Annotated in this window: 12 protein-coding genes and 2 pseudogenes; 7 read left to right on the top strand and 7 right to left on the bottom strand. The window is 61.3% G+C overall.

The annotated features are described in order from the left end of the window. Window positions 1-14: 14 nt before the first annotated feature. Window positions 15-278: pseudogene (locus tag RBH77_RS06620) on the bottom strand (epoxide hydrolase N-terminal domain-containing protein); the annotation flags it as partial. A 118-nt stretch (window positions 279-396) separates the two neighbouring features. On the opposite strand from RBH77_RS06620, the gene RBH77_RS06615 reads away from it, so the two are divergent. From RBH77_RS06615 to RBH77_RS06585, 7 genes and pseudogenes are all read left to right on the top strand, one after another. Beyond that, window positions 397-597 carry an IS3 family transposase gene (locus RBH77_RS06615; RefSeq protein WP_311031336.1) on the top strand — a complete coding sequence of 67 codons (201 nt, stop codon included), beginning with the start codon at window positions 397-399 and terminating at the stop codon, window positions 595-597. 102 nt (window positions 598-699) lie between these two features. Further along, on the top strand, window positions 700-3,999 hold the full coding sequence (locus RBH77_RS06610; RefSeq protein ID WP_311031335.1) for an adenylate/guanylate cyclase domain-containing protein: 3,300 nt from the start codon (window positions 700-702) through the stop codon (window positions 3,997-3,999). A 19-nt stretch (window positions 4,000-4,018) separates the two neighbouring features. Beyond that, on the top strand, window positions 4,019-4,699 hold the full coding sequence (locus tag RBH77_RS06605) for a peroxiredoxin-like family protein (RefSeq protein WP_311031334.1): 681 nt from the start codon (window positions 4,019-4,021) through the stop codon (window positions 4,697-4,699). A gap of 292 nt (window positions 4,700-4,991) precedes the next feature. Next, window positions 4,992-5,456, top strand: a pseudogene (locus RBH77_RS23985) (adenylate/guanylate cyclase domain-containing protein); the annotation flags it as partial. A gap of 144 nt (window positions 5,457-5,600) precedes the next feature. Then, entirely contained in the window at window positions 5,601-6,785 is a 1,185-nt protein-coding gene (locus RBH77_RS06595; protein ID WP_311031332.1) for a tetratricopeptide repeat protein, read from the top strand. A 54-nt stretch (window positions 6,786-6,839) separates the two neighbouring features. Next, window positions 6,840-7,958 (top strand): phosphatase PAP2 family protein, encoded by a 1,119-nt coding sequence (locus RBH77_RS06590; RefSeq protein ID WP_311031331.1) that lies wholly within the window; start codon window positions 6,840-6,842, stop codon window positions 7,956-7,958. Between the two features lie 34 nt (window positions 7,959-7,992). After that, on the top strand, window positions 7,993-10,098 hold the full coding sequence (locus RBH77_RS06585; protein ID WP_311031330.1) for a S8 family serine peptidase: 2,106 nt from the start codon (window positions 7,993-7,995) through the stop codon (window positions 10,096-10,098). A gap of 178 nt (window positions 10,099-10,276) precedes the next feature. Here the strand turns inward: RBH77_RS06585 and RBH77_RS06580 are convergent, their stop codons facing one another. The 6 genes from RBH77_RS06580 to RBH77_RS06555 all read right to left on the bottom strand — a co-directional run bounded on the left by RBH77_RS06580 (window position 10,277) and on the right by RBH77_RS06555 (window position 18,072). Further along, the gene (locus RBH77_RS06580; protein ID WP_311031329.1) at window positions 10,277-11,452 is read right to left on the bottom strand and encodes an acetate/propionate family kinase; all 1,176 of its coding nucleotides are present in this window, start codon (window positions 11,450-11,452) and stop codon (window positions 10,277-10,279) included. 14 nt (window positions 11,453-11,466) lie between these two features. Beyond that, the gene (gene xsc / locus RBH77_RS06575) at window positions 11,467-13,233 is read right to left on the bottom strand and encodes a sulfoacetaldehyde acetyltransferase (RefSeq protein WP_311031328.1); all 1,767 of its coding nucleotides are present in this window, start codon (window positions 13,231-13,233) and stop codon (window positions 11,467-11,469) included. 116 nt (window positions 13,234-13,349) lie between these two features. Next, window positions 13,350-14,804, bottom strand: coding sequence for a MocR-like pyridoxine biosynthesis transcription factor PdxR (pdxR, locus tag RBH77_RS06570; protein ID WP_311031327.1), 1,455 nt, complete (start codon window positions 14,802-14,804; stop codon window positions 13,350-13,352). A 102-nt stretch (window positions 14,805-14,906) separates the two neighbouring features. Further along, a complete protein-coding gene (locus RBH77_RS06565; protein ID WP_311031326.1) occupies window positions 14,907-16,289 on the bottom strand; it encodes an aminotransferase family protein in 1,383 nt (460 codons plus the stop codon). A gap of 165 nt (window positions 16,290-16,454) precedes the next feature. Further along, window positions 16,455-17,270 (bottom strand): ABC transporter permease subunit, encoded by an 816-nt coding sequence (locus tag RBH77_RS06560; RefSeq protein WP_311031325.1) that lies wholly within the window; start codon window positions 17,268-17,270, stop codon window positions 16,455-16,457. Further along, window positions 17,263-18,072 (bottom strand): taurine ABC transporter ATP-binding protein, encoded by an 810-nt coding sequence (locus RBH77_RS06555; RefSeq protein ID WP_311032445.1) that lies wholly within the window; start codon window positions 18,070-18,072, stop codon window positions 17,263-17,265. The genes RBH77_RS06560 and RBH77_RS06555 overlap by 8 nt, the downstream gene beginning before the upstream one ends. Window positions 18,073-18,126 lie beyond the last annotated feature (54 nt).

Here is an 18,126-nt window from a genome sequence, read left to right as displayed (position 1 = left end):
AAGGGCTCTGGCCCGTTTCCACGCTGATGAACGAAGTGGATCGACAATCCGCCGACCATCGCCCGGAATTGCGGCAGTCTATTGAGACGAGCTTCCTGCGCCCTCCAATCGAATTGTTCCCGCCAGTACTTTATCTGGCGCTCCATGAAGGCGACGCTCGTGCCGTCTTCCCACCCTTCGACATCCAGTGATTGCGGCAGACGAACGCTGTCAAGGCGCCGCCTTAGATCGGCGAGCAAACTTTCATCGACATGAATATTGAAAGGGTGAATGTCCATGGTTGCACTCTGAAAGACGCGTTATCCGATTCAGCCGACATTTTTATACGATCACGTTGCCAGGCAGCTGTCGGGTCGCGCGAAGCGGGATGAAATACTGAAGGTGGAGATGCGGCAAGTGTTCGAGAAGAATTTGGAGGCGTACGTAGCGCGCAAGGTGAGACGGCAATTGAAGCGCGAGGGCTTCCATGTCGCCTGCTGCATGGTGGCTGCGTTGACGCGTGAAATGGACCTTGAAGGGGCGATCCGCGGTAAGTCGTGGAACGACGCGGAGCGACAAGGCGGTGCGGTGTCCGCTCGAGGGGTGCGCCAGAACTGATTCCAGTTGCCGCAAGTGCCTATCGGGTCCATGCTGGGATTGCCTTGGCCGTGGCCTGGGTTGCGCAGGTGCAGCGGAAACATTGTCCAACGAGGGTGGACGATGGACTGCGTCGGTTGTGGATTTGGCATCGAGAGTGGATTTGCCTTTTGCCCCAAATGCGGCAGGAGGATCTCCAGTCATTGTCCCCGTTGCGACTATGCCTGCGCCCCGGAATTCGCCTTCTGTCCGAAGTGCGGCGCCGACTTAAACGGTGCTGCGTCTGGCTCCGGTCAGACCGTGGGCGCGGCCGCGATTTCGGTACTGCCGCCTAGTTTCCCGCAAGCACGGATGGCCACGACGAACACTTTCGACAATCACTCCGAAAGCGACCGGCGGGTGGTAACCGTGCTGTTCGCCGACCTCAGCCAATTCACCGCCGTCTGCGAATCTCTCGACCCCGAGATCGTCCGGTCGCTGCAGTCGGACTTCTTCAGCGAAATGACCGCATCGGTGGAGCATTTCGGCGGTTATGTCGACAAGTTCATCGGCGACGCGATGTTGGCGCTTTTCGGCGCGCCGATCGCGCACGAGGACGATCCCGAGCGAGCCCTCATGGCTGCGTTGGACATGGTACGGCGCACCGATGCGGTACGGCGAGCCTTTGCCGACGCTTCGGGGGCACGCCTGAAGCTGCATGTCGGCATCAATACAGGTCCGGTCATCGCGGGGGAAATCGGTTCGGGAAGTCGCGTCTCCTACTCGGTGACCGGCGACACGGTGAACACCGCGCAGCGGCTGCAATCACTTGCCGCGCCCGGCGATATCCTCGTCGGCCCGTTGACCCATCGGCTGACACGTCACGCATTCGCCTATGAATCGCTCGGCGATATGGCGCTGCGAGGGCGGACAGGAAGCGTTCTGGTACATCGCCTGACCGGACCGCTCGATGCACCGCGCCCGGCACGCGGCCTGGAGGCGCTGGGGCTCGGCTCGCCATTGATCGGCCGCCGTGCCGAACTCGCACGATTGTGCGCCTGCCTTGACCTCGCCTGCACAGGCAGCGCCCAACTCGTCCGTGTCGTGGGCGCAGCCGGCGTCGGCAAGACCCGGCTGGTCAACGAATTCATCGCGTATATACGCGACGACCGCCGATTCGATTCGCTAGCCATCCGTACCGCTGCCTGTTCGCCTCTCGGCGAACAGTCCCATGGCACCCTTGCTGCCATCCTCCGCAGCGCCTACGGCATCAGCCACATGGCCTCGGAGACGGAAACGCGGGCGAAACTCGCCGAGTCCCTGCTCGAATTGGGCCTCCCATCCGGCGAGATCGATCGGCTGATGCCGCTCTATCTGCACGTGCTGGGTCTAGAAGACCCCGATGCGGCCTTTCGGCATCTCGAGCCGGAACAGCTCCGCCGGCAGATATTGTTCGCCGTGCGGACCTTGTTCGAGAGGCGGCTGTCGCTGTCGCCCCTGCTCATCATCGTGGAAGACCTGCATTGGGCGGATCAGGCGTCGCTGGAGGCGCTTCGCTTCGTCATCGACCGGCTGGATCGGCGGCCGCTAATGGTCCTCCTGACGCTGCGGCCAACGATTGCGACCGACCAGATGGACACGGCCCGGATCAGCCGGACGGCGTTGCGCCTGGTTTCGCTCAGTCCCGAGGATGGGCAGAAGCTGCTGGCGGCCCAGCTCGGCGAGGACTGGGTCCGCACCTCGCCAAAACTCTGCCGGCGTATTCTGGGGCAGACCGACGGCAACCCGCTTTTCATGGAGGAGATCGTACGCGCTCTCCTCGAACAGGGGATCATCGAGCGGATCGACGGCAAATGGAAAACCGTCAGCGACGGCGACGCCGCAGATATCCCGGCCAGCATACAGGCGATGCTCCTGTCACGTATCGACCGGCTGCCCGGCTGGGTACGGCAACTGGCACAGGAAGCCGCAATCGTCGGCCCGCAATTTCCCGTCGGGCTGCTTACGGCCACCGCCGGAATCCCCGCCGACAGGGTGGAAGAGGCGATCGAGATCCTGTGCGAGGCGGAGATCGTCGAGGACGTTCAGGGCGCCAGTGAACTGGAGATGCGGTCATGCCGGTTCACTCAATCGCTGTTGCGGGAGGTCATCTACAACAACCTGCTTCGTAGGCAGCGGACGGAGATGCATGGCAAGGTCGCCGCTACCCTCGAAAGGATTTCCGGCGGCCATCCATCCCGCCTGGAGGACCTGGTTATGCTCGGCTATCATTTCGCCGCGAGCGCTGAGCGGAAGAAAGGTGCTTTCTATCTGATGGAAGCGGGGGACCGCGCGCGGGCCTCTCACGCCAATGCCGACGCCATCCGCTACTACGAACAGGCGCTCGATGCCCTTTCCGGAGAAGACGCCGATGCGAGCGACCGAAACGTGCTGCGCGAGCGCATCGGCGACCTGTACGGGCCGGCGGGGAGCCGCGACCTTGCCTTTAGGCACTATGGTGAGGTGCTGGATGCTTTTCGAGCGGCGGACGACCACGCCGGATCCGCGCGCATTCTGCGTAAGATCGGCCGTCTGCTGTGGGATGCTGGCAAGCGGGGCGAAGCCGAAACGCATTATCGCGACGCGGGCGCGCTGCTGGAAGAAGCGGAAGCACCGATCGAACGCGCCCATCTGCTGCAGGAACTCGGGCGTCTGGCGTGCCGGACCGGCGACTATTCACGTGCAGTGGAGCTTGCCGACACGGCACTCCGTTCCGTCGATATGATCGGAGCCGAGGCGAGCGCGGAGATTGTCATCGAAGCAGCGCGGGCAAAGGCTGAAGCGTTCAACACCAAGGGGGTGGCGCTGGCACGGCTCGGACGCAGTCAGGAAGCACTTGGCAACGTCGAGCGAAGCATCGAGGTCGCTGAACAGAACGGATTGCTGACTGCGGCATGCCGCGGCTACACGAATCTGAGCGTTCTTTACACGACGGCAGATCCCGCGCGCGCGATGGAACTCTGCCGCCGCGGCCTCGACATCGCGCGCCGCATAGGCGATCTCGGCTTCCAGGCACGCCTGCTCGCCAATCTCGCCGTCGCCTCCTGCACCTTTACCGACCGCTGCGGCCAGGAAGGCATTCCGGCCGCTGAGGAAGCGATAGAACTCGACCGCGCGCTCGACCAGCGCGAACATCTGGCGGTCCCCCTTACGGTGCTCGCACAGATCCACCAATGCCATGGCAACCCCGAGGCGGCGGCGCTGCGTTATGGCGAGGCGCTCGAGGTCGCGCTCGAATCAGATGAGCCGCAGCTTCTCTATCCATGCTATGATGGCTTGGCGACGCTGAACCTTGATATGGACCGTCTGCCCGAAGCGGAACGCTATTTCGCGCTGGCGCAGGATGTATGCGCCAAGCACCGCCTCGATCCTGAATCACTCGTCGTCCTGCCGTTTCTCGACTGACCCGATAAAGGAGCTGAACATGCGCGCAAGCAATGGTGAAGGACCGCTGGGGCCAGGTGACCGGCCACCGAACGTCGTTCTCGATGCCGTGACCCGCGAGGGCAAGGTCGCTCTCGACGATTTCCGTGGGCGAAGTCCGGTGTTGGTCGGGCTCTATCGTGGACTGCACTGTCCGTTCTGCCGGCGGCACATCGCCGCCTTGGCCCGTCTCGAACCTGCCTTGCGCGAACGAGGCGTACAGAGCCTGGCCGTGGTCAATACGCCGGTGGCGCGGGCCCGGCTCTATTTCCGCTTCCACCCGATGCCGACGATGCTCGCCGCGGCCGATCCAGCGCGGGTCTCGCACCAGGCCTTCGGCCTGCCCAACCTGCAATTCGTCGAGGGTCAGACGGAGTGGCCCTACAGGGTGGGCATGGACGATGCCATGGCGCTCAAGGTCGACTTGCCGGGCGAGTTGCCTGAACCCATGCACCCGAACGCTGCGGCCGAGATTCTCAACCGGAAGGACGGCTACGAAACGACGGAAGCAGAGACGGAGGTGTCGCCGCCCGACCGGGCGCAGCTTGTGGGCCAATTCCTGCTCGACCGGGATGGTGTAGTTCGCTGGAGCTTCACCGAGGTGGCGAACGGCGGGGCGAACATGTTCGGCGCCGCCAGCCCGAGCGACCTGCTTGCCGCCGCCGCTGAAGTCACTCATTGAGGAGGGCGCTGATAATCGAGGATTGCGGCGCTGCTCTCCTTGATCCAATCTGTCCAAACTGCCTAGAAACCCAGGCGCGATGAAAACACGATACGATTCCAGATCAGTTGGTCGGAAAACGGCTGAAGTACACGTGTAATTTTGATCACATATATAACTATTTCATATTTATTCTATTCAAGTCTCCTTTTCTGTCGAATATATTTCATTCATAAAAATAAGTGGAAAAAACACTTGGTATTCGGTAGTGTATTGGCTGGTGGGGCGGCTGGGAACCGTGACCGGGTTTCAGATGACCCAAGCTCTGTTCGGCAAGCCACAACGTGCAGCGTTTGACGAGTTCGAAAGGGCGAGCGAAGCGGTCCTTTTTGTCGACGTTGCCGACTCCGTCCGTCTTGTCGAGGCTGACGAAGAGGGCACGCTGCGAACCTGGTTGCGGTTTGTTGACAACCTCCAGCAGAAAATCATCCCTGGAAATAACGGTCGCCTCATAAAGACGCTCGGAGATGGAGCGCTTGTCGAATTCGACGAAGCGAGTAACGCTGTCTTCGCCGCATTCGCCATCTTGAAGGCGATCGAGACGCAAAACCTCGGTATAGCGCGAGAACGGCGCTTGCAGGTTAGAATTGGACTCGATTTCGGCGACATCATTCATCATGGCCATACCGATATCTATGGTCGACACGTAAATATCGCCGCCCGGCTTCTCGGAGTCGCTCAGCCAGGCGAGATTGTGGCGACCGCCGATCTGCGCGATCAGCTTTCCAGCGAACTCGACGCCGAATTCGAGGATATCGGCGCATGTCACCTTCGCAATGTTGAAGCACCAATTCACGCTTATCGAGTGCATCCGGTTGGGGCGTTCAATCGAATAATGCCCGTGATACGGCACGAGGACCTGTTGCCGACTATTGCAGTCATTCCGCTCATTACCCGGGACCGTTCCCGCGATAATTTTCCGCTTGGCGAGGTGCTGGCCGAGAACCTTATCGTGGCTTTGTCCACATCGGCCGAGGTCAATGTAATTTCGCGCCTGTCCAGCTCCGGCTTTCGGATGCGCCGCGCATCGCTTGCCGAGATAGGCAGCGCGTTGAACGCCGGCTTCGTTCTGTCGGGGACCTATAGCGGTCACGAAAATATGGTCGTGGATCTGGAATTGGCGGAAGTCGCTACGAGCCGGGTCATATGGGCCAATCATTTGCAAGCTCACATCAACGACCTGATGGCCGACGCCAGTGCAACCTTGGAGCTTGCGCATAGCATCCATCGCGCCATCTGTGCGGCCGAGGTCAGTCGAGCCATGGAAAACCCGATGCCCACGCTCGAAGGACATTCGCTTCTGATCGGCGCGGTTACCCTTATGCATCGGCTGTCCGCGCGCGACTTCAATTTCGCTCGAGACCTTCTCGAAACTTTGATCGAACGGTCGCCCAATCTTCCATCGCCCAGAGCATGGATGGCGCGATGGCACGTGCTGCGTGTTCAGCAAGGCTGGACCGACTCGCCTAAAGCCGAGGGACAGATTGCTTTGCAAAACACGAAGCGCGCCCTCGATATAGATCCGACGAATGTTCCGGCCCTCATCGCCGAAGGATCCGTACTAACCAGCCTGTTGCATCGGCTGGACGATGCAGAGGACCGCTATGACGCTGCTCTCGATTACAGCCCAAATGATGCCACGGCCCGCTTATTGCGTGGAACGCTGAACGCCTTTCGTGGCGATGGCGATCTGGCTGTGCGCGACGCCGAACGGGCGCTTCACCTCGCCCCGCGCGACCCCAACAGATATTACTTCCTGTCGTTGGCCGCATCGGCCTGCATTGCCGCGGGTGACAATCGACGTGCCCTGAACCTAGCGGAACATTCGCTGCGCGCCAACCGCATTCACACCTCCACCCTTCGCGTGAAGACGGTCGCCCAAATGCGACTCGGAGATATCACCGGCGCGCAAAGGACGGTCCGACAATTGCTTGACCTCGAACCGGATCTGACGATCACAAGTTGGATGGAGCGGTCGCCGAGCGCCCAATTTGATGTAGGCCGGTACTTCGCAGATACGATGCGGCAAGCTGGAGTTCCCGGCTGAATATAGTCCGGATATAGGCTGGGAATTACGGGGCCGGATGGGAGGGTGCCTGTCATGCCAGTTGAAGGTGGTGGGCCCGAGAGCGGCTTCAGCGGGTTCTCAGGCTTCAGCGGATTTTCCGGATTTAGTGGATTCGCCAGTTCCGGACCGCAAGATGATCCGATTATCGTCGAGGGCCTGATCACCAATCGCGATGGAATCGCCGGAACCTGGAAAGAGGTCGGTGTCGCAATCGCCGAGAACAATCCGGAGGATGTGGAAGCACTGGCGGGGCTTGGCCCGACGATACGATCAAGCCTTTTCGTTTTCGAATTGGCATCATGTCTTGGCTTTTACTACGACGCGGGATCCTACAAGGCGCATCTCTGGCACAGGGAGAACAGAGCAGAGGCCGCCAAAGCGCCGCTCGTCGACATGACGCGACCTGCCGAAGCTGCTTTTCGACAGCAGCTTAACATGGTCGCAAATTATTCTGATTTACGGCAGGACCGCATAGCGGAGATACTTTCTCAACTTAAGACACCGTCCGAATTTCTTCGGTCGATATTGTATATGGATCCATCAAGAACACCGTATACACTGGAGCTGCTGTCCATTGCGCAGACGCTGGCCAACCTCGTGGAAATGCGGTTCAAATACGCGCTGCGTTGCAAGCGGCCTTTCGAATATTCGGCTCAAATTCAGCCGATGATCTGGACGCCACCTCACGCATCCTTGCCAAGCGGACATTCGACGGAGTCCTTCACCATGGCCCGATTGCTGTGGTTGTTGATGCGGGAAATAGGCAAATACCCTTACAATGACATCGAGTTCGGCAAGATGTTGATGCGGCAGGCCGCCCGGATCGCGATCAATCGGACCGTTGCGGGGCTTCATTTTCCGGTCGATAGCATCGCCGGCTGCGTTCTCGGGCTTACCCTTGCCAAGTACCTGTATGCGCGTTGCGGCGATCCACGAGCGTTTCCGGTTCCATTCATCGGCTGGTTGTTCGACGGCGTGGCATTTTCCGGTGATGAGGATTTCTATTGGAATCATCTTTACGACGTTGGCAACGACACGCAGCAAGAAGTTGTCCGCTGGGCAACCCAGATCACCGCTGACCCGGCAATGATATCGGCCGGATCCCCCCTTCTGAGATGGCTGTGGGAACGAGCAAAGGAGGAGTGGGCCTGACGTCCCGGTTGCGCTCGAACGAAAGGGGATTGGCATGGACTACAGCTGGAGCGATCTCGATATCGAATTCATGGACCCGAAGGCGGAATTCCGGACATCCGCGATGGAGAGGTTCTCTCGGGAAGGGACATTCGAGAACACCTGGTGGCCAGCGCTGATCGAGTTGGAAGACGAAAGGGATCTGGAAGAGCTAGCCAACGCGCGGGAGGATGCGGACGATCTCATCGTGCCAGAGATCTACGACGAGGCCGATCGCCGCCGGAAGGGAGCAGCATTCACGATTTTCGTGCGCCGTTCGTTCATCACCGACATGAACAGAAGAAACGACACGATCCGCCGCCTCGTACTTGGCGCGCCGGTACCAAATACTTCCCGCCATACTCAGATAACCGGCTCGCATTATCAGATGCCGAAGGGCGCAGCCACTTCCTGGTCTGGCTCTGCCGTAACAATGGCGGTCATCGACAATGGCATTGCGTTTGCACATGAGTTGTTCCGCAAAGAGTGTCCGACGCGATCCAGGGTTTTGTCTGCATGGATTATGGACGTGAGAGCCGATCCGATGACGGGCGGGATCGACCTTGGTGTATTCCTGGACGGAAGCCAGATCGAAGCGCTGCTGGCTCGGTGCACCGAAGACGGCCAGCTCGATGAAGACAAGTTTTATTCCCTGGCGGGAATGCTCGACTTCAGGACAGGATCTTTCAAGCCGACCGCTCTGCGTACCTCACACGGCACTCACGTGATGGGTATCGCCGCCGGCTACAAGCCGGGGGAAAAGGATGACGAGCGTCCGATCGTTTGCGTTTCGCTGCCGACCTATGTCGTCGCCGACACAAGCCCTTCTGGACTGGAGCCTTATCTGTGGCTCGCCTTGGACTACGTAATGAAGCAATCGAAATTGGTAATAGATAGAGACAAGGTAATCAGACCCCTCGTAATAAACTTCAGCTATGGCAATTTTGCCGGGCCGCATGACGGAACGGGGCTCGTCGAGCGAAGCATTGATCTCAAGCTGTACGGAGAATCGAAAGACCGGATAGTTCGTGCCGTTCTGCCGGCAGGGAACGGGAATCTGAGCCGTACGCATGCTCGCGTGGCGTTTTCCAATGTAGCGACGCCCGCTTCCAATGGGGGTCATACCCAAAAGCTCTTCTGGCGCATACTCCCGGACGATCGGACGTCGAATAGTCTCTTTCTCTGGTTGCCTTTCCGAAAGGAAGGCGTTCCGCTTGCCGAAGTCTGCGTAACTGCCCCTAGTGGCCAAACGAGTCCTGTGCTCAGGTCGGGCAAGGAGAGCGACAGATCGGCGGAATTCACCCTGTCTGGTGGAAGAGATGTGATCGCCACGCTCACCTATGTCTATGTAGGCTATCCAACAAGTCGAGGACTTTTTCAGATCGACATAGTGCCTACTGCGAGCGAAGCCGAAGTCGAGCCGGTCGCACCGTCGGGGGTATGGACGGTGGCTGTTGTCAACGGCGATCTAGCTCCAAACGAGGCCATTGAAGCCTGGATCGAACGGGACGAGCGGTTACCCGGATTCCGGCCGTTCGGACGGCAATCCTATTTCGACCATCCCGACTATCGTCGGTACGATGACGAGGGACGTCCCTTGCCCATCGACCCGGGGAACGCGACCGGGAGAGGCGTGCACGGTTCTGGTTGCATGGTCCAACGCGCCGGCACGCTGAGCGGTTTCGCCTGTGGTCAACTGCCGATCGTCGCGGCCGGATTGGTATATTGCAATGGCAAGATTGCCGACTACTCCTCTGCCGGGCCGATATCCCCGAACCCCAATGCACGGCTGCCCGGGTCATCCGAACCTGAGCGCTGCGGGCCGGATGCCGCCCTGGCAACGGATGAGTCAGCGGTTCTGAGCGGCGTCCTGAGTGCCGGCTCTCATTGCGGATCGATGGTAGCGATGAACGGAACAAGCGTCGCTTCGCCATGTGCGGCTCGATGGGTCGCCGACGAGCTTTCGAGCGGCCGCGCCGGCGACCGCGCAGCTATACAATATGCGGCTGCCGGTCAGGACCGAGGCTATCCGCCTCCAAGACCCGGTGAAACGAGAGCCGGCGGAGGCCGGATGACATTCCGGTCGGGTATCGGGACGGAGCGGCGCCCGATTGGTGGCTGACGGTTAGCGTACGATTTCGCACCAATCTTGTTCCGACACCTATCTGGCTGAAATAGTTAAAATCGCCACTACCGGGCGCGTGACTTTGCCTGGTGGCAGAAGTACGCGGTCCTGACGATAGCCGCAGGCTGTCTGGCCAAGCACGATATATCGCACATTTCGGTCCAGAGCTGCCATCTTATGCCGGATCTGCTGCAGGCAAGCTGGCAATCAATGCCGCAGCGTCGCGCGCAATCGTGGTTTCCTCGTCGGCGGGAACGATCCATGCCTCGACGGAGGAATCGGGCTGATGGAGACGAGGGCCTTCCTCCGTATCGCCAGCCCTACGAGCCACAAGGCCGGTCCATGCCATGCCGTCCATGATTGCGGCACGAATGGCGGCATCATTCTCACCGATCCCGCCGGTGAATGCGAGTGCGTCGAGACCGCCCATCGCTGCCATCATCGAGCCGGCGTGTCGCGTCGCCCAATAGCAGAAATGCCGGATGGCGAAGGCGGCTTCGGGCGTCTTTGCCGCGTGGAGCGCGCGCATGTCGGAATGGCCGCCAAGGCCTCGCAATCCGCTTTCTCGGTTGAGGAGCCGCGCTGCTTCCTCGATACCGTAATCCGATGCGAGGCGCAGCACGGCATTACCGTCGATGCTGCCCGCCCGTGTTCCCATGGTGAGCCCGTCGAGCGGTGAATAGCCCATCGTTGTCGCCACGGAACAGCCGTCGCGAATGGCGCAAAGGCTCACTCCATTGCCGAGATGGAAAGCCAGAAGCCTGGCGGGTAGCGGGTGTCCAGTGATTTCGGGCAATTGCCGTGTCAGGCCGGCGAAGGAAATGCCGTGGAATCCATAACGCCTTATCCCCTTGCCATCCTCTTTCTCCGGTATGGCGTAGCGCAGCGCCACTTCCGGATTGCTCGCATGGAAAGCCGTGTCGAAGGAGGCATATTGCGGCAGGTCCGGCGCGGCATCCGAAACGGCCCGGATGAGCGCCAGATTGTGAGGATTATGCAGCGGCGCCAGCGGTACGCAGGCCTCGATCTCGGCGATCGCTTTCGCGGTGAGCCGGCATGTTTTGGTCAGGGCCCGGCCGCCATGAACGACGCGATGCGCTACCCCCGCAAGGGTGTCGAGGCGTATCCCATGATGGTCCAGTTCCTCTAGGATCGCGTCGAGCGCGTTGGCATGGTGGGCGAAACGCGCCGCTCTTTCATTTCCACCTACATTAAGGCGTCCGTCACCGCCGATCGCGTCCGCCAATCCGGACAATCCGCGTCGAAACGCATCGTCGAACAAGGCGAACTTGATTGAGGACGATCCGGCGTTGAAGACGAGAATGCCGCTGGAGCGTCCGCCGCGTGCCATCGCCTCGAAATGCCTCAGTCGCGCATGTCCGCCGGATCGATCCCGGCCACCGCCACTGGCTTCTTCATCGCGTCGCGACGGAACGGCTCGCCGAGTTCTTGATTGATCATGGCCTCGATCAGCGTCGTCTTTCCATGCTTCATCTGGTCTTCGACTGCCTTGTCGAGCGCAGCGGTCAACGCTTCCATGGTGAAGGCCTGTACGCCCTCGAGGCCGCAAGCCTTGGCGATACCGGCATAGGAGACCTGCGTATCGAGTTCGGTGCCGACGAAATTGTCCGCGTACCACAGCGTCGAATTGCGCTTCTCGGCGCCCCATTGATAGTTGCGGAATACGATCATGGTGATTGCCGGCCATTCCTTGCGGCCGATGGCAGTGAGTTCGGTGCAGGCGATGCCGAAGGCGCCGTCGCCGGCAAAGCCGACAACCGGCGTATCCGGGCACGCGATCTTGGCGCCGACGATGGAAGGCAGGCCGTAGCCGCACGGGCCGAAGAGGCCCGGCGCAAGATATTTGCGTCCCTTTTCGAACGAAGGATAGGCGTTACCAATCGCGCAATTGTTGCCGATATCGGAGGAGATGATCGCGTCGCGAGGCAGCGCCTTCTGGATGGCGCGCCAGGCCATGCGCGGGCTCATCCAGTCGGGCTTGGCCTTGCGGGCGCGTTCGTTCCATGTGGTGCCTTGATCGTCCTCCTCGTGGTCCATCGAAGAGAGTTCCTGCGCCCAGGCGGATTTGGTCTGGGCGATCGTCGCCTTGCGCTCGGCGCGGCCGGTATCTCCGGCAGCGTCTGACAAACGCGCCAATATGCCTTCGGCGACCTTCTTCGCGTCACCGACGATGCCGACGGTGACGGGCTTGGTCAGGCCGATGCGGTCCGGATTGATGTCGACCTGGATGATCGCCGCGTTTTTCGGCCAATAGTCGATGCCGTATCCGGGGAGCGTCGAAAACGGATTGAGCCGCGTGCCAAGCGCCAGCACGACATCGGCCTTGGCAATGAGCTGCATGGCTGCCTTCGAGCCGTTATAGCCGAGCGGCCCGGCGAAAAGCGGGTGCGAACCCGGGAAGGCGTCATTGTGCTGGTAGCCGCAGGCCACCGGCGCATCGAGACGCTCGGCCAGCGCCATGGAGGCGCCGGTCGCGCCGGCCAGCACCACGCCGGCGCCGTTGAGGATGACCGGAAACCTGGCAGAGGAAAGAAGTGCCGCGGCCTTTTCGAGCGCTTGCGCCTCACCGGACGGCCGCTCGAAATCGACGATCGCCGGCAGCTCGATATCGACCACCTGGGTCCATAGGTCGCGCGGCACATTGATCTGGGCCGGCGCGGAAGCCCGCTTCGCATGCTGGATAACGCGGTTGAGGACTTCGGCGATGCGCGAGGCATCGCGTACCTCCTCCTGATAGGCGACCATATCCTTGAACAGCGCCATCTGCTCGACTTCCTGGAAGCCTCCCTGCCCGATCGTCTTGTTCGCCGCCTGCGGCGTGACGAGCAGAAGCGGCGTATGGTTCCAGTAGGCCGTCTTGACCGCCGTGACGAAGTTGGTGATGCCGGGTCCGTTCTGGGCGATCATCATCGACATCTTGCCGCCGGCGCGGGTGTAGCCGTCGGCCATCATGCCGCCGGAGCCTTCATGCGCGCAGTCCCAGAAGGTGATGCCGGCCTTGGGGAACAAGTCTGAAATGGGCATGAAAGCCGATCCGATGATGCCGAAAGCATGCCTGATGCCGTGTCGCTGCAACACTTTGACGAAAGCTTCTTCGGTGGTCATTTTCATTTTCGGTCGGGCTCCCATGGGATCGCGCGCGCATACCGGCGCGCTGCTCTCGCGACCATAGTGGGATGGGGGCAATGAGGGGTGTAGGGCCAGTCTGCGCGCGCCATATCGCCAGATCAGACCCGGCTGGCAATCAGCCTGATCCCCTCGGCGATCTTGGACGCGTCGATCGACGAATAGGCAAGGCGATAGAAGTCCCGCGGCGCATCCTCCCTATTGAAGAAGACATGGCCGGGTTCGATCAGCACGCCCAGCGGCCGAAGCCGTTCGGCGAGGAGGCGCGCGTCCTCGCCGAACGGCGTGCGCATCCAGAAACTGGAGCCACCGGCCGCCTCGCCATGCGCGAACGTCAGCCCGTGGTCTTCGATCGCTTTTCGCATGACCTCGCGGCGTTGGGCGAAGGCGTGGCTCATACGGGCGACCATCGCATCGTAATGGCCGAGCGAGAGGAAGCTCGCGACGGTGCGTTGGATCTGGCCGGGCGGATGGCGCAGCACGGTTGCCCGCAGCGCCCGTACTTCCTGGATGAACGGCTCTGCGGCTACCACGTAACCGAGGCGCAGGCCTGGAAACAAGGATTTCGAGAAAGAGCCGATATAGATGACACGGCCGTCGCGATCGAGCGATTTCAATGCCGGAACCGGCGGCTTGCCGAATGATATTTCGAACTCGTAATCGTCCTCGATCACCATGTAATCGTGCGTGGAGGCGTGTTCGAGCAGCATACGTCGGCGCTCGAGCGGCATGGTGACATTTGTCGGACAGTGGTGGCTGGGCGTCGTGAAAACCGCGTCTACACCCTCGGGAAGCTCCTCGAAGCGCATGCCTTCGGCGTCGACGCGCGCGCGAACCTGCCTGCAATGCGTATGGTTGAGGATCGCCCGCAGGCCGGGATAGCCGGGATCTTCCATGGCGGCCGTACGGGACTGTCCGAGCAGCACCTGCGCAGTCAGCCAAAGCGCGTTCTGGGCGCCGAGCGTCACCAGGATTTCCTCGGGCCGCGCGCGGATGCCTCGCCGCGGCAGTGTCCGCAGGGCGATGAACTTCACCAGTTCAGGGTCGTCGCGCTCGAAATAATCGGCGGTGATATAGGGGATTTCCTTCCTGCCGAGCGCTTGCAGAGCGCAGAGCCGCCAGTTGCGGTGGTCGAAGAGGGTTTCGTCGGCCTGGCCGTAGATGAAGGGATACGCGTAGCTGCGCCAGTCGCTCGGCTTTTCGGGAAGAATCTGCCCAGAGTAGTGCTGCCCGATCGCGCGGCTCCAATCAACGGCGCGGCCATTGCTGCTTGCCGTCGGTTCGAAGACCGTGCGCAGCGGTGCGTTCGGTGAGACGAAATAACCGGAGCGTCCGCGCGATACGAGATAGTCGTCGGACAGGAGTTCGCCATAGGCGAGCGTCACGGTGATGCGGCTGACGCCGAGATAGCTCGCCAGCCTGCGGCTCGATGGCAGCTTCTCGCCTCGGCAAAGCCGGCCGGACAAGATTCCTTTTGCAACCATGTGCTGGATGCGCTGCTGCAACGTTCCCTCGAAATCGGGATCGAGAAACAGCGCTTCCGGTGGGACTGGCACGGCGGAGAAATCCTGCCTGCGGGATTGCAGTGCAATCATACTAGCAGAATTCCACCGGCGCCGGCCAAGAGGACGACGCCGGGCCGAAACAGCCGATCCGCTCTAGCCGAAGACCTTCGTCAATGCTTTGTCGATCGCATCCGTGATCTGGTCGATATCGCCCGTTTTCGCGATCAGCGCCGGACTGAGGCAGAGCGTGTTGTTGAAGCCCGGCAGCGAACGGTTGGTCATGCCGATCAGGACGCCCTGGCTATTGCAGTCGGCTACGACCGCTTGAACCAGCTTCTCATCGGCTGATTCCTTCGTCTTCCTGTCCGCCACCAGTTCGGCGCCGAAGAACAGGCCCTTGCCGCGGACATCCCCGATCGCCGCATGCTTGTCCATCAGGCCCCTCAGGTTCCGCTCCAGCCGCGCGCCCATCGCCTTGGTGTTGTCGAGCAGTTTCTCGTCCTCGATGATGCGCATGTTCTCCAGCGCCGCCGCCGGACCGGCCGTGCATCCCCCGAATGTGGAGATGTCACGGAAATAGGAGAGCGGATCGGCCGGGTCGTCCTTGAACATGTCGAAGACGGCTTCGGTCGTGACCGTGCAGGAGATCGCCGCATAACCGGACGCGACACCCTTCGCCATGGTAACGAAATCGGGCTTGATGCCGTAATTCTGATAGCCGAACCATTCGCCGGTGCGGCCTACGCCGCACACCACCTCGTCGATATGAATCAGGATGTCGTGACGCTTGCAGATGTCCTGCACGCGCTCCCAGTAGCCCGCGGGCGGGGTGATGACGCCGCCGCCGGCCGTGATCGGCTCGAGGCAGATAGCGCCGACCGTATCCGCCCCCTCGCGCAGGATCACGGCCTCGATCGCGTCTGCCGCCGCCTCGCCGTAATTCTCCGCCGCGCCGTACTGGTTGCGGTATTCGAGACAGTGCGGAACCTCGACGAAGCCGGGTGTCAGCGGTCCGTATTGCGCCGCCCTTTGTGGCTGTCCACCTGCCGACAGCGTACCGATCGTCGTGCCGTGATAGTCACGCTCGCGGTAGAGGATCTTGTATTTCTTCCCGCCATGACGGTGATGCGCGATCTGGCGCACCATCTTGAACACCTTCTCGTTAGCCTCGGAGCCGGAGTTCGAATAATAGACGCGGCTCATGCCGGGCATCTTCTCGATCAGGCGCTGCGCGAAAAGCGCGCCCGGAATCGAGCCGGCGGAATTGGCGAAATAATTCATCTTCACGAGCTGGTCGCGCACCGCATCGGCGATGCTCTCGCGCCCGTAGCCGACATTGACCGTCCACACGCCGCCCGATACGGCGTCCAGATATTCCCGGCCCGCGGCATCCCACACGCGCATGCCGCGGCCCTCGACGATGACGCGCGGGTCGGTCGTCTCGAACGGCTTGTGCTGGACGAGATGGTGCCAGACGTGCCTGCGATCGGCCTCCACCACTTCGCGGATGTCGTTGGTATGCAAATTCATGTTCATGATACGCGATCCCGTTCGAGCCGGCGGCACGATCCGCCCGCAACATTACGGCCCAGCCTGCTCACAAACGCGCCGGCGGCTATAGCACCAAACGGCGCGATATATATATCCAGTGCCGTTGGGCGGCCGGGCGGAAACCACCGATCCGCCTGCCCGCCTCGGACCTCAGACCTTGCCCTTCCAGGGGATCATGATGCGTTCGAGATAGCGTACGATAAGGTCGAAGCCGAAGGCGAAGAGGCCGATGACGATGATGCCCATGATGACCGCGTCGCTCGCCAGGAATTGTGCCGAGTTGAGTACCATGAAGCCGAGGCCCCGCTCGGCCGCCACCATTTCGGCCGCCACCAGCGTCGTCCAGCCGACGCCGATGCCGATGCGCATGCCGGTGAATATCTCGGGCAGCGCGGCCTTGAGGATGACGTGCCAGATCACCTGCTGGCGCGTGGCGCCCATGGCGTAGGCGGCGTGTATCTGCTCGGTTGATACCGACCGCACGCCTGCGCGAGCCGAAATCGCCATCGGCGCGAAGATGGCGAGGAAGATCAGGAAGATCTTCGGGAACTCACCGATGCCGAGCCAGATGATGACAAGCGGCAGATAAGCGAGCGGCGGCAGGGGACGGTAGAATTCGATGATAGGATCGAAGACCCCGCGCGCGATACGGCTTACCCCCATCCAGATGCCGATGGGGATGGCGGTGAGGCATGCCAGGAAGAACGCGCCGAAGACGCGCGTCAGGCTGGCAACGGTGTGCTGGAGCAGCGTCGAATTGGCGACGCCATCTGTCGTGGCGAGGATGAACTTGTTGTAGACGGCCTGGGGCGAGGGAAGGAAGAGCGGCTTCACCCAGCCCTCGCCGGTCACCAGGAACCAGGCGCCGATCAGGACAATGATGGTGATGAGGCTGATATGGCCCGAATAACCGTCGCCCGGCGCGCCGTAGACTTTGCCAGGACGGACCGCCTTTGCCTTAGGCATGGATCAAATCCTTCTGGTGGGCACGCTCGTCACCATAGATGATGCTGAGGATGGTCTCGCGCATCGCGATGAAATCCGCGCTCGACTTGATCGCGCGGGCGTTGCCGTGCTCCAGGAATCGCCGGTTGAAATCCAGCTCGTAGGAATGCGTGATACGGCCCGGTCGGGGTGACATCACGATCAGCGTCGAGCCGAGGAACAGCGCCTCCTCGACACTGTGCGTGATGAAGAAGAACATCTTGCCCGTCCGCTCCCACACCTTGAGGAGCAGTTCCTGAATGGTCTCGCGGGTGAGTGCGTCGAGCGCGGCCATCGGCTCGTCCATCAGGAGCATTTCCGGGTCGCAGGTCAGAGCGCGGGCGACGCCCACGCGCTGCTGCATGCCGCCAGAGAGATGGTAGATCATATGGTTATGGAAATCCTGCAGCCCGACCAGGGCGAGGTTCTGCGCCGCGCGCTCGCGCCGTTCCGCCTTCGCGACGCCCTGCAGCTTAAGGCCGAACTCGGTGTTCTCCATGACGTTCAGCCATGGCAAGAGGGCATGCTTCTGAAAGACGACGCCGCGATCGGCGCCGGGGCCCTGGATCAAGCGGTCGCCGAGGCTGATCGTCCCCTCCGTCGGCGACAGGAAGCCCGCGAGAAGGTTGAGCAGCGTGGTCTTGCCGCAACCAGACGCGCCGAGTGCCACGACGAAATTGCCGTTTTCTATCGTCAGGTTGACGCCCTTGAGGGCGACCACCGCCTCGTCGCTGCTCAGGCCAGGATAGGTCAGACTGACATCCCGTACCGTCAGCGTCTTCATTTGCGATGCCATATGGCCCGAATCCCATCAAAGCTGACGTGCCGGAGCCTAGAC

It is taken from the genome of Mesorhizobium koreense, assembly GCF_031656215.1.
Taxonomy (GTDB): domain Bacteria; phylum Pseudomonadota; class Alphaproteobacteria; order Rhizobiales; family Rhizobiaceae; genus Mesorhizobium_L; species Mesorhizobium_L koreense.
Note: the sequence above shows the minus strand (reverse complement) of the source record. Positions and strands in the feature narration are given on the sequence as shown.